Raw genomic sequence first — 13,874 nt, forward strand, 5'->3', positions numbered from 1 at the left:
GAGATCAATAAAATGAATACAGAAAATCACTTAATGATTGAGCGACAAGGTAAGCTCGGCGTGATTACCTTAGACCGTGTGACTCATCTCAATGCATTGTCGCTAGATATGATCAAAAGTATTGGTGCCCAATTGGAACTGTGGCGAAATGATGCTGCTATTCAGGCCGTTTTAATCAAATCAAATAGCCCAAAGGCCTTCTGTGCAGGTGGCGATATTCGCTATCTCTACGACAGTTATAAAAATGGCACGGCCGATTACAAAGGCTACTTTAGTGCCGAATATAAAATGTTAGATATACTGCGTGAATATGCAAAGCCAGTCATCGTTGTACTTGATGGCTATGTATTAGGTGGCGGATTTGGCTTGGCTCAGGCTTGTCACATTGTGGTGAGCAGCGAAAAGTCTAGATTTGCCATGCCTGAAACAGCGATTGGTTTCTTCCCAGACGTTGGTGCAACACATTTCCTGTCTCGTCTTGATGATATTGGCGTTTATATGGCAATTACGGGTGAGCAGATCAGCAGTAGCGATGCGCTTTACCTCGATTTAATTGACTACCATGTGCCAAGTGAGCAGTTACAAGCTTTGCAAAAAGCTCTCGTTGAAGCGCCAAGTTTAACTAAAGAGGGAATTGAACACATCATTACCCGATTTATTACTCGCCCTGCCGAAAGTGAATTAAAACAATTGGCGGAAGGTATCCGTAAACACTTCGGATATCAGCATTTAGATGAAATCGAGCAAAGTCTTGAAAATGAACAAGATGAAAGCTTAAAAGCTTGGGCAAGTAAGATGCTTATTATTTTGCAGCAGCGCTCATTTATTGCCAAACAAACCAGTTTGAAACTGCAACATTTAGGTCGAGGTCTCTCTTTACCTCAGTGCATGCAGCTTGAACGTGATTTACAGGATATCTGGTTTGAGCATGGTGACTTTATTGAAGGTGTCCGTGCTCTCATTGTTGATAAAGACAAACAACCACAGTGGCAAGAACGTAATTCGAAATTTGAGCCAATTTTAGAAAAATTGAGCTAAACCGTATTACAACAACATAAAAAGCTTAAGGAGATAAAGCGAGACCTGAAAATGCTTATGGTCAGGGCTGGTCATAAGCATAAAAAAGATAAAACAAGAAAATCTAAAAAGGATATTACGATGCAAACAGTACACGGAAACGGTTCGAATACTAAAAAGTCGTCACATCGATTAGCAGGCATCTCAAGCATGGTCGGCACCACCATTGAGTGGTATGACTTTTTTATTTACGGTGCGGCGGCGGCGCTGATTTTTAATAAATTATTTTTCCCAAATCTGGACGCCCTTACGGGTGTGCTTGCTGCATTTGCCACCTATGCCGTTGGGTTTATTGGGAGACCATTAGGCGGCTTAGTCTTTGGTCATTTTGGTGACAAGATTGGCCGTAAATCGATGTTGCTACTGACCTTGATGCTCATGGGGATCCCAACCGTACTGATTGGCTTATTACCGACTTACGAATCAATTGGTTACTGGGCTGCAATTTGTTTGGTTGTCTTACGATTCATTCAAGGGATGGCAATGGGTGGTGAATGGGGCGGTGCTGTGCTCATGGCCGTTGAACACGCACCTGAAGGTGGTAAGGGTTTTTGGGGAAGTTTACCTCAAGCCAGTACGGGTGGCGGTTTAATGCTAGCCTCAATTGCATTAGGACTGGTGTCGTTATTACCTGAACAAGCACTGTTTAGCTGGGGGTGGCGTCTACCATTTCTTGCCAGCATTATTTTGCTAGCAGTAGGTTGGTACATTCGAGTGAAAGTGCCTGAGTCACCAGATTTTGAAAAAGTAAAACAGCAGTCAGAAGAAGTCAAAGTTCCTGCTTTACAAGTTTTTAAAAACCATCCAAAGCAACTCATCACCATTATTTTGGCGCGTGCTGCCGAGAACGCATGGTTTTATATTGCTTCAACTTTTACATTGGCTTATACCACTGCACAACTTGGGATCGCACGCCAAGACATTTTGTTTGCTACCATTTGCGGTGCAATAGTCATCCTATTTATGACACCGTTATGTGGACATTTGTCAGATAAAGTGGGTCAACGCAATATGTTCATGTTTGGTTTATGCATATTGGCACTTTACTGCTATCCATTTTTCGCCATGCTCAACACAAAAGACCCAGTATTAGTCTGGACAGCAATTGTTTTAGCAATTGGCGTGGTCTTTCCCATTATGTACGCACCACAAGCTCAGCTTTTTGCCCGTCAATTTCCGGCAGAAATTCGATATAGCGGAATCTCAATTTCGGTACAGTTGGCTGGGGTGTTTGGTGGTGGTTTAGCGCCGTTAATTGCGACGAAACTTTTAAGTATCGGGCAGGGTAATCCTTACTTAATTATGATTTATATTGGATCTATGGCTATCGTTGCGATCATATCGACTTCATTTATGCCACGTGATTGGCAGACTAAAACTGATGAGGCTTACCATAAGAAATCAGAATTAAATTTGAAAACCAAAATTACTGAGCAATCTTAATATTCAGTTTGATTCTTCAAATAAAGGAAAGCCCTAATCTTTTGACTAGGGCTTTTGAAATTTAGCGAATGAAACGAGATTCGGGCTTAAGATCCTCATCTTTGCTATGTCACCAATATCTAAGACTTTGATTTAACAAACTACACTTCAATCAAGCATGCAAACATGGCATATCCATCGATAACCATTGGCGGTCCTGCACGATGGGCGCGAAAACCCGCGGCACGTAATAACCGCTCTACCCCAAGAGGTGAGGTCGTAATGAGTTGCTTTGCACCTTGTTTTCTTGCAAAGTTGATCGCTTCTTGCAGAATAGCAATAGAGACTGGGGATGACACTGCTTGATTAGCAGAGGTCGGTGGATTCGAGAAATCTACGGCTGAAAATCTTGATAATTCCCAAATTTCTGGTGAGCAAGGAATAGGCATTCCATTCATTAATTGAGGAAATATTTCACCCAGTAAATAGGGTTGAGTCGTGGGTAGTAGTCTGGCACAGCCAATAATATTGGATTCTCTATCTTGAGCGACGACGTAAGCTGTATCGATTTTATCAAATTGATCTAATTCTTCATTATTTGGACAGTTCAACTCCCAACCCAAATGTTCAACAAATACCTTGTAGCGGTAACTTTTAAATTTGGTATATAGGACTTCTGAAAAATTATTTTGGAATCCAGCAATAACATTCATTACAAGTGCTTCCACTTATTTTTCAGGCGACTTTACTCGACAGCTGAAAAGGTGGTAACTGTAAGAATTTACAGGTTTCTAAGAGAAATTTGGACTTAATTTAGTCTTTGTTTGCGTTGTATTGATTTGAGCATAAATGAACTGTTCCCAAAACAAAGAATCTATTTTTTTTTCGATTAATGTTTCAGTAACATCAAATCCAATATCTGTACCGGATAAATCAACAATCATGATATTGCTTCGAGGTAGCCCAATTCGTTTTAAGCTAGCAATTCCATTGTTCTCAATAAATTCCCAGTCCCATCCAGTACTTAAAGCTGGGCTCCGTGATGTTGCCCATTCAGTAAACCCACAATATAGAATTTGAGAGTCTTCAATTTGTGTAGTTTCAACAATAGATATGAGGTGTTGGAGGGGGTAATTCATAAGCTGGATTTCATTCATCCGAATAAAACCATCTGTTGAGATTGAAAAATCAGGGGGGATTGTGACCATGCTACCTATTCAAGTGACTTGAATTACAGTTCTATAGATAAATAACATAAATTATTGCCAACAAAATACTGTTAAGTTTTACAGGTTAGCCTTAATCCAGCGGTACACAACGTTAAGCTGTTCTTTAGAAAGTACTTCAGGCAGGAAGTTTTACTTACGCAGAAATTGACCCATCTATAGCTTCAATATGAGAGTTGCTTGTTTCAAGGCCATCAACAGTTTAAGTTTTTCATATGTATTGTAGATAATATCTATCCTATTATTAAAATAATATTTTAGAAATCATTATCATGATTATGCGTTTCATTAAATAATAAATAAAAATTTATACTTCTAGTATCACTAGTAGATGTTATTCTTTAGTTAAATTAATAGAAATATACAAATAAGAAGGAATAATAGGCTCTTTTTAAAAATAAAAAATACTCATTTTTGGAATAAAATGCATCCTGTAAATTTGAGGCTTTCAAGCATAATTCGCATGTGCAATATAACAACCTTAAAAAGCTTTCTGAAACCAGTTTATCCGAAAAATTTACCACCCTCTCAGGCTCAAAAATGTTGTTAATTGGATTATGAATTCACTATATGCAACTAAATAAAAATGATTTATGCATGAGGTTTAATGAGAGTAAATGGAAAATTGGCAAGAAGATCTACTATCAGCATCCCTGATGGTAAAAAATCAATATCAGCTATTTGAGGTAGTCAAATCTACAGCTTCAAAGCTTGGATTTGATTATTGTGCTTATGGTATGCAGTCGCCATTATCTATTGCTGAACCAAAAACAATTATGTTGAATAATTATCCCGAAGCATGGCAGAAGCGTTATGTTAAACAGCAATATGTGAGGGTAGATCCAACCGTACAGCATTGTATGCTATCACTTCAACCTCTTGTCTGGTCGAGCCAATCTGCGAACACACAATCACAAAAAGATTTTTGGGAGGAGGCACGTTCTTATGGTTTAAATGTCGGTTGGGCACAGTCAAGCCGTGATTTTATTGGTACAAGGGGAATGCTAACACTCGCAAGATCCACTGACCAATTATCAGAAAAAGAGCAGAAAGCTCAATATACTAATATGTTTTGGCTATCTCAGACAGTACATTCCAGTATTGCTAAAATTGTGAATGAAACAGAATTTGCTCAGTTTAATCTTTATTTAACGAATCGGGAAAAAGAGGTTCTACGTTGGACTGCGGAAGGAAAAACGTCAGCAGAGATTGCTCAAATTCTCGGTGTAACTGAAAGAACAGTAAATTTTCATCTCGGAAATTCAATGCAGAAACTTAATGTGAATAATAAAATTTCAGCAGCGATTAGAGCTGTAATGTTAGGGATTTTATAAAGTTAGATATATAGAAATATAATAATTAATTTTAATAAAATAAATTATTGTTAGATGTTTGTTTAAAATGGGGTTAATTGAGAATTGTTTAATTTATTAAAATTTTAATTGAAGTCGAATTTATATCGATAATCTTGTTTATAAAAGTTTTTAAAATTGATTTGATAGAGTGATTTAATAATATTTTCACTTAATGATAAAATAAAGAATAAATGAAATTTATAGTTAAAAATATTTTATTAATATTGTTGTTTTAAAATTTGGTATTGGCATTTTATCGGTTCTTAGAAGATAAAATTTATTAATTTATAGAGTTGTATATTAGTCAAGGCGCTGTACATAACTTCATGCTATTCAAGTACACATTAAAGCAGATTTCTTTAGGAGCTTTATCCTTATAAATAAAGGCTGTGATGAGACCTTGCCTGAATCATTTATTGCCCTTAAGAAAAGCAAATAAACAGCACATTAGATTGTGAATACAAGATATCTAATCAAGAGATTCACAAAATAAGAATACGAACAGGCCATATAGTTAGCATGCTAAAAACCTTGAGAAACATTATTAAATATTAACGAAATAAGGGCAAAAATTGAGTTAGAGGTTTAATTTAATTGCCAGCCTTCACTATATTGAACTGAATAAAAATTAATTTATGAAAGATATCCAATTTCTTAATTCTTAATAAAAACAGGCCAACCTGTAAAACCTTACAGGTGTAATAAAAAACACTCGCACATAAAATATAATGTGAATTTATATTTTAAACAAAAAGTATATTCATTTTTTATTAAAAGCCCCAGCTAGAAGTGTCATTTCTGAATTAGCGAGTTTAAAGGGTGAATTATAATTAATCGGAGTAAGTTATGGCTGTAATGGGTACGGATAATATCCTTGCAACTTTGGAATCCCACGCAAATTCAAATGGAGCTAGGATTGCTTTCGAGTATTTAGGGCGCCAATCCGGTGGAATTCAATCTCTGACGTATGCAGAGCTGAACGAGCAAGTTCAACGTCAGGCCCAAATCTTAATGAATCTTGTAGATAGCGGTGATCGCGCCGTGTTGCTGTTTGAGCCTGGATTGGACTTTATCGTATCGTTCTTTGCCTGTTTAAAAGCTAAAATTATCGCAGTACCTGTCAGCTTGCCTTTTAACCGCAATGGTTTTTCTAATATTTTGAATATTATGAATGACTGTGAGCCAAAGATAGTACTCACAACCAAAAAGATTCTTGAGCTATCGGGTCTTATCACATTAAAAGCCCAAAACGAAAGTTTAATATTGCATGCTGTTGATGCCCAATTGCAACGTGATTTAGTGGACAAGGATTTTCCACATATTGCTGAAGACGATATCTGCTTCCTTCAATACACTTCAGGGTCAACTGGTTGGCCTAAAGGGGTAATCGTCACCCATAAAAACATCATGGCAAATGAAGTCATGATTGCTGAAGCTTTTGGCACACAAGCGGATGATATCGGTCTTACATGGCTACCTGTTTATCATGACATGGGATTGATCGGCTCAGTTTTGCAGACCGTGTATGTAGGTCTGACCTGCTATGTAATGTCACCGCTGGATTTTATTCGTAAACCACTTAAGTGGCTGCAATTCATTAGCGAAAAAGGTGTCACGATTAGTGGCGGACCAAACTTTGCCTATGAATTGTGTCTGCATCGCATCTCGGATGAGGACGCAGCTACGCTTGATCTGAGCCGTGTGCGTGTGATGTTTAACGGTGCCGAGCCAATCAAAGCTCATGTTATGCAAAGCTTCATGGAGAAGTTCAATACTCAGTCGAAATTGAGAATGGATACTTTCTTGCCGTGCTATGGCTTGGCAGAAGTTACGCTCTTAGTCAGTGGTGTGACTGGTCCACTCAATGCTATTTCAATTGATCGTGAAAAGTTGAATGCCAATTCGGTGCAGACCAGTCAAGATCAGACCGCTGTGCAAATAGTAAGCTGTGGCAAGATTTCAGCACACATTGATTGTCGTATTGTTAATCCACATACCCGCAAAGAGGTAGGGGCTGATGAAGTCGGTGAAATCTGGTTAGCAGGTGAGAGTGTCACTGCGGGTTACTGGCAGAAGCCAGAGGTCAATCAGGAAACCTTTGCTGCAACCATCCTCGATAAGGCAGATAAGCCTAGTCAAGTGCACTACTTGAGAACTGGTGATATGGGCTTTGTTAAAAACGGAGACCTGTATGTGACTGGTCGCCTTAAGGATGTGATCATCATCCGTGGCAAAAACTATTATCCACAAGATATCGAGTGTTCTGTTGAAACGGCACATCCTGCTGTCCGTAAAGGCTGTGTCGCAGCAGTGAATTTCGATAATTCTGACGGTGTCACGGTTGTGCTTGAGATCAAAAAGAAGTCGATAAACAAGACACTTAATTTTGAAACCATCAGAACTCAGGTTAAAGAACAAGTCGCGGCTGATATCGGTTTGCCTGTAGAAGGTGTTTATTTGCTGCATCAAGGTCGGATAAACAAGACCACTAGCGGAAAAATTAGAAGAAGAAAAATTAAAGAGCAGATCGAGCGCGGTCAACTGATCTGTTTAACCCATCCAAACCGTAGAACGGTGATGGCTCGAAACTATGTCAAAAATGGCTTAGACATCATCCGTGATCGTGAGCAGAGGGGGCAACTGATTCGTTATAGCTCCAATCTACTCAACTCAATGGTCAAGGAACGAGAAGTGCGCGCGCTTATTTTTAATCGATTGAAAAGTGCTTTGTTTTAATCCTTACCCTTTAATCATTTGAGCAAAAACTCATGTCACTTACATCTAATTTGCGGCAGTTTCAATCTGCTGCTCGTCTGGAGCAAATTTTAGGCTCCGTACATGATACTAACAACGATTTTTCTTGGTCCGCTGCCATTGAGCGTGATGAGAAGGAGCAATACCCTCAGCGTGCTGTTGATTTTCTGAATGCCGTCGGCATGAACCGTTTTTATGTGCCCTCAGAGCTTGGAGGTCGTATGGAAATTGGTGAAGAGTTGCTATATCTGCATCGTGTGCTGGCACGACGTGATCTAACCATCAACTCGACCTATAGCACGAATGCTTGGTCTGTGATCGTATGGATCGGCGGTAATGCGAACCAATGCCAAAACATTGCTAGTCGAATTTTGAGTGGTGCTGCACCAGCGCTGGCTTATAGTGAGAAAGCGCACGGAGCTGACCTGTTATCTAGTGAAGTAACTGCACAAGCTACTGAAAGCAAGTACGTTTTGAATGGTGAAAAATGGTCAATCAATCGCGCTACTCTAGGCGATTCTTTAAGTCTGATTGCTAAAACGTCGGATGACCGCGGACCACGTAGCCTGAGTGCATTCTGGCTTGATAAGCGTCATATGGTTTCTAAGGGAACTTATAGCCTGAACCGCCTGCCAACAGTGGGTATGCGCGGATTAGATATCAGTGGTATTGGCTTTAACAATGCTGAAATTCACAAAGATGCTCTGATTGGTGAAGAAGGTCAGGGCTTAGAGCTTGGACTCAAGACGCTACAGGTGACGCGTGCATATTGCAGCAGCTTCTCTTTGGGTGCGGGCGATACGATGCTGCGCATTGCGACTGAGTTTGCTATTGAGCGTGAGTTATATAACAAAAAAGTAATAAGTATTCCGCTGGTGCGTGAGCAACTGGCTACAGCCTATGCCTATCTATTGGCGGCTGAGGTGTTGTCACTCGTTGGTGCGCGTGGGTTACATGTTTGTATCAATCAGTTCAGCACATGGTCACCGATCATTAAGGTACTGGTGCCTGAGTATGTAGAGTCACTCGCTAAGATCACTTCCTCAGTGCTTGGGTCACGTTTTTTCTTAAGAAATGCATATGCGGATGGAATGTATCAGAAAGCTTTCAGAGATCATCTGATTGTTAGCGTGTTTGACGGCAGTAGCACCGTCTGTCTAGACAGCCTGAGTTTTCAGCTCAAATCTGCCAATAAAGGCCGTAGCAAAAAAGTAAACCATCTCGACCAAGCCGAAGCTAAAGCACGCTATCACCAGTTATATGACTTACAGGTGAAGACGGATGCTATTGATTTTCGTGAGCTTGAGATTTTCAACCGCGATGGTGACTTGGTGATGGAGTCACTGGGAACGATCATCGGGATGCTTAACGATGCGGACGTTACAGAGGGACTGACTGCTGAGATTCTGTCCCCGCTACGTGAACGTGCTGATCAACTTCTTATCGAGCAGCACACGCTAGATCAAAAAATTCAGGATTATTTCTCAAATTCAGAAGCGGCCAAAGAGTTTGAAACATTACGTTTCAGCTTGGCCCGTGACTATGCTGAGTTATTTTCTCGCATTGCTGTGCTGGGTTTTTGGATATTTAACCGTCATGGCTTAAGACCTGCTTTACAGGATGGTGCGTGGCTGATCATTTTCCTAAATGCTGCTGAAGGGCAGGCATCCCCTCCAATGACATCACTACGTGAAAGCACATTGGCAGATCTGCTAGACCGAATTTCAACCAACCATATGTTATCTGTCATCGATTTTGCATTGGCACCACGTGATGCCAAACCGGTTAAAGAGGAGATTACCCCATGAATAAAGATAAAGCTTACTGGAGCGCAATTATTCGTACGCTAGTAGCCAAAGAAATGCGCGTAGAGCCTGAGACGATTAATCCAGATCAAAAATTTACCAGTTACGGTCTTGATTCGATCGTTGCTTTGTCTGTGTCTGGGGATTTAGAAGATCTGACAAAACTAGAGCTTGAACCGACACTACTATGGGATTACCCGACAATTAATGCGTTGGCTGAATATCTTGTTTCTGAGTTGCAACAGGGAGTTGCTTCGTGAATAACCTTGTACGACTAGAACCAGAAGTTCTGTCACGTCATGCGATTTCTGCAGAACAGCTCGGCATCTGGTATATCCAGCGCCTTGAGTCGACCTGCAGTGCCTACAATATGGTGGTGGCCTTTGATGTGAAGGTCAACCAACCATTAGGCAATAAGCCGATGGAGATTCTAGAAGCGGTAATGCATGATTATCCGCTGCTACGTGTAAGTATGCCTGCCAATGATCAGGGTATTGAGCAACTTATCTGGGATCGAATCTATCCTAATATCGTCTTCTCTGATGCTCGCCATGTTGATGCATCTGATTTGACACATTTGGTCGAGCAGGATACTAAACAGCCGTTTGATCTGACTCAGCCACCGCTGTGGCGTATTCATTGTTATGAACGTGGTGAAAATCACTATGTGATTGCAGTCGTGATTCATCATGCCCTCATGGACTTCTGGTCGATTGGTCTCTTACTGCGTGATGTCGGCAAACGTTTTGGACTAGTTACAGAGTCGGATACAGTGAATGGAATCGAGTTCGCACAGTATGCTGATAAGCAGCAGAGTACTGCGATTGACGATGCTGATGAGAGTCTACTTTTCTGGAAAAATGCGTTACAACATGCACCACACGTACATAGCATTCCGCTTGATTATCCTCGTCCGGCTGTGCAGCAACACAAAGGTAGCTCATTGGTGTTCCGTGTGCCTGAGACAGTGTCGTCTGGTCTTGTGAACTTAGCGAAAGATTATGAGATCACGCTGTTTGGACTCGTACTATCTGGCTTCTATATCCTGCTACACAAGCTATCAAATGAAAATGAACTCGTTATTGCTACACCTGTAGCTGGTCGACTTGAGCGCTCGTTGCGCAATGCGCTGGGGCAGTTTGTCAATACGATTGCTATTCACATGGACATTGATGCTGACCAGACTTTACGTCAATTTACACAGCAGGTTCAGGAACAATTAAGACAGAGCCTCAAGCATCAAAAAGTTGCCTTTTCCAGAGTAGTTGAAGCTGTTTCACCAAAGCGTGATGGCAGTATTAACCCATTAGCTCAGGTGGGAATGTTCTGGGAACGTCTAGGTGGCATGGATGAGTTTAAAGAACTACTCCTGCCAATCCAGACCCCAGCGACTTTGGTCGGCCAAGACCTGACCTTAGGTAGTTTTCCAGTTCGCCAGCAAGAAGGTCAATTAGATCTTACGCTGGAAATGGGCGGTGAATATCAAGGCGAACTAGTTGGTGTACTGAAATATAACTCCGAGTTATTTTCTGCACAGTCTGCCGAGAATATGGTGCAACTGCTGCAATCTGTACTATCAGAGATGGTGGCTCATCCTGAACGTAAGATCGTTGAGTTAGATATTGCGCCTGATTATAAAAATGGCATTCAGTTCGACACCCTACGTGGACAGGTTACTGATTATCCTCAACATGATCTACTGGCAATGATTCTAAAGCAGATTGATGAGCGTGGTGACAATCATGCTTTGACCTCGAAGGATCATGCAGTTAGCTATCGTGAGTTAGGTCAACATATCGCTGGTATTGCTGAATATTTGCGTGCGCATGGCGTTATTCGTGGTGATCGTGTAGGTCTGATGTTAGATCGCACAGCTTTATTGCCAGCAGCAATCCTCGGGATCTGGGCGGCAGGAGCAGCTTATGTCCCGCTAGATCCTAATTTCCCAAGTGAACGTCTACATAACATCATCGAAGATGCTGAACCTAAAGTCATCTTAACTCAAACCGAGTTGATGGATGCTCTTAACGTTTCTGTGCCGCGTTTAGATATCAATCAAGCTGGCGTTGTACCACTGGAGCAAGTGCGCGAGACGCTGGCCTTTGGTGAAACCGCTTATGTGATGTACACCTCAGGCTCGACAGGTAAGCCTAAAGGTGTGCGTATTGGGCATCCTTCAATCATCAATTTCTTGCTATCTATGAATGATAGATTGCAAGTAACGACTGAAACTCAGTTGTTAGCAATCACCACTTATGCATTTGATATCTCGATTCTTGAGTTGCTGATTCCGTTGATGTACGGCGGTGTAGTGCATGTTTGTCCACGTGAAGTATCACAAGACGGCAATCAATTGGTGGATTATCTAAATACAAAGTCTATCAATATTTTGCAGGCAACACCGGCTTCTTGGAAAATGCTCTTAGATAGCGAGTGGAGCGGCAATACAGGGTTGACTGCACTCTGTGGAGGTGAAGCACTAGATACTATTCTTGCAGAAAAACTGCTGGGTAAGGTCGGCTGTCTCTGGAATGTCTATGGACCGACCGAAACTACAGTGTGGTCTAGTGCAGCTCGTATCACCGATGCAAAGTGTATTGATTTAGGCGAACCACTAGCGAACACCCAGCTTTATGTGCTTGATGAACAGCAACGTTTAGTCCCACCGGGCGTCATGGGAGAGCTTTGGATTGGGGGTGATGGTCTAGCAGTTGATTACTGGCATCGACCTGAACTGACAGATGCTCAATTTAGAAATTTGCCATCTCTACCAAATGCTGGTCGACTCTATCGTACCGGAGATAAAGTCTGTCTGCGTACAGATGGACGCTTGACTCATCATGGACGTCTAGATTTCCAAGTCAAGATTCGTGGATTCCGTATTGAACTAGGCGAAATCGAGAATGTTATCAAGCAGATCGACGGTATCACCGATGCAGTTGTACTGGTTAAGAGTACAGCCAGCAACGATCAAAAACTGGTGGCTTATTTAATTGGACATGAGATTGATATTGCTAGTTTGAAAAAGACGATGCAAATTCATCTACCAGCTTACATGGTACCAAATACGTTTATGACGTTGGATGAATTTCCAATGACGGCCAACAATAAGGTGGATCGTAAAGCGTTTCCTGAGCCTGTGTTTGAACAAAGTAACGATTATGTTGCACCACGTGATCCGATTGAAATTGAACTCTGTACTACTTTTGAGCAGATTTTATCGGTTAAACGGGTTGGTATACATGATGACTTCTTTGACTTGGGTGGACATTCGTTACTTGCTGTGAAGCTTGTTAATCACCTCAAAAAAGCATTTGGCACCGAACTATCAGTTGCTTTGCTGGCCCAATATTCCACTGTGGAGAGTTTGGGTGAGATCATTCGTGAAAATAAAGAAATTAAGCCTTCCATTGTAATTGAACTGCGCCGTGGAACTTACGAGCAACCATTGTGGCTGTTCCATCCAATTGGTGGTAGCACCTTCTGTTATATGGAACTTTCGCGCCATCTCAATCCGAAACGTACCTTGCGTGCTATTCAGTCTCCTGGACTGATTGAAGCAGATGCTGCGGAAGTGGCAATCGAAGATATGGCAACGCTCTATATTGCTGAAATGCAAAAGATGCAGCCTGAGGGACCTTATTTCCTCGGTGGGTGGTGCTTTGGCGGTGCAATCGCATACGAGATCAGTCATCAGCTGCGTCAAATGGGGCAGCAGGTCACAGGTATTGTCATGATCGATACCCGTGCTCCAATTCCAGAGAATGTGCCTGAAGATGCTGATGATGCGATGCTTTTGTCTTGGTTTGCCCGTGATTTGGCTGCGCCTTACGGCAAAAAGTTGACGATCCCAGCGCAATACTTGCGTGAATTGAGTCCAGATCACATGTTTGATCATGTGCTTAAAGAAGCCAAGGCCATCAATGTCTTGCCTCTAGATGCAAACCCATCAGATTTCCGACTTTACTTTGATACCTATTTGGCGAATGGCATTGCACTCCAGACCTATTTCCCAGAGCCTGAAGATTTTCCGATCCTCTTAGTTAAGGCTAAAGATGAGCTGGAAGATTTTGGCGAAAGTCTAGGTTGGGACCAACTGGTCAAAGACACGTTTACACAGGTGGATCTGCCTGGTGATCATTCATCAATTATGTACGCTGAGAATGTCGTGGCTGTTGCCCAGACAATTGATCAGATGTATCCAATTCCCGCATAAGAAATACAAGAAGGTAGAA

9 protein-coding genes are annotated in these 13,874 nt (G+C 41.5%); 7 read left to right on the forward strand and 2 right to left on the reverse strand.

Translation table 11 applies throughout. The annotated features are described in order from the left end of the window. The first annotated feature begins 12 nt into the window (after positions 1-12). Both ACS125_RS04615 and ACS125_RS04620 read left to right on the forward strand, forming a co-directional pair. Complete coding sequence (locus ACS125_RS04615) at positions 13-1,038, forward strand: enoyl-CoA hydratase/isomerase family protein (protein WP_443270813.1); 1,026 nt, start codon at positions 13-15, stop codon at positions 1,036-1,038. Between the two features lie 120 nt (positions 1,039-1,158). Beyond that, positions 1,159-2,520 (forward strand): MFS transporter, encoded by a 1,362-nt coding sequence (locus ACS125_RS04620; protein WP_443270815.1) that lies wholly within the window; start codon positions 1,159-1,161, stop codon positions 2,518-2,520. 140 nt (positions 2,521-2,660) lie between these two features. Here the strand turns inward: ACS125_RS04620 and abaI are convergent, their stop codons facing one another. Further along, positions 2,661-3,227, reverse strand: a complete 567-nt coding sequence (gene abaI / locus ACS125_RS04625) for an acyl-homoserine-lactone synthase AbaI (RefSeq protein ID WP_080632436.1) — start codon at positions 3,225-3,227, stop codon at positions 2,661-2,663. Positions 3,228-3,290: 63 nt separating this feature from the next. Further along, positions 3,291-3,707 (reverse strand): DUF4902 domain-containing protein, encoded by a 417-nt coding sequence (locus ACS125_RS04630; protein ID WP_004795349.1) that lies wholly within the window; start codon positions 3,705-3,707, stop codon positions 3,291-3,293. 635 nt (positions 3,708-4,342) lie between these two features. Between ACS125_RS04630 and abaR the strand changes: the two genes are divergently transcribed. The 5 genes from abaR to ACS125_RS04655 all read left to right on the forward strand — a co-directional run bounded on the left by abaR (position 4,343) and on the right by ACS125_RS04655 (position 13,855). Further along, positions 4,343-5,059, forward strand: coding sequence for a LuxR family transcriptional regulator AbaR (abaR, locus tag ACS125_RS04635; RefSeq protein ID WP_004795347.1), 717 nt, complete (start codon positions 4,343-4,345; stop codon positions 5,057-5,059). Between the two features lie 867 nt (positions 5,060-5,926). Continuing rightward, the gene (locus ACS125_RS04640; RefSeq protein WP_443270818.1) at positions 5,927-7,816 is read left to right on the forward strand and encodes a fatty acyl-AMP ligase; all 1,890 of its coding nucleotides are present in this window, start codon (positions 5,927-5,929) and stop codon (positions 7,814-7,816) included. 50 nt (positions 7,817-7,866) lie between these two features. After that, positions 7,867-9,642 carry an acyl-CoA dehydrogenase gene (locus tag ACS125_RS04645; RefSeq protein WP_081399718.1) on the forward strand — a complete coding sequence of 592 codons (1,776 nt, stop codon included), beginning with the start codon at positions 7,867-7,869 and terminating at the stop codon, positions 9,640-9,642. Continuing rightward, a complete protein-coding gene (locus ACS125_RS04650) occupies positions 9,639-9,899 on the forward strand; it encodes an acyl carrier protein (protein ID WP_004795344.1) in 261 nt (86 codons plus the stop codon). Before ACS125_RS04645 ends, ACS125_RS04650 begins: the two co-directional genes overlap by 4 nt. After that, positions 9,896-13,855: a non-ribosomal peptide synthetase gene (locus tag ACS125_RS04655; protein ID WP_443270821.1), complete on the forward strand. Its 3,960-nt coding sequence runs from the start codon at positions 9,896-9,898 to the stop codon at positions 13,853-13,855. Before ACS125_RS04650 ends, ACS125_RS04655 begins: the two co-directional genes overlap by 4 nt. The last annotated feature ends 19 nt before the right edge of the window (positions 13,856-13,874 follow it).

It is taken from the genome of Acinetobacter sp. PFS20, from assembly GCF_052261015.1.
Classification (GTDB): domain Bacteria; phylum Pseudomonadota; class Gammaproteobacteria; order Pseudomonadales; family Moraxellaceae; genus Acinetobacter.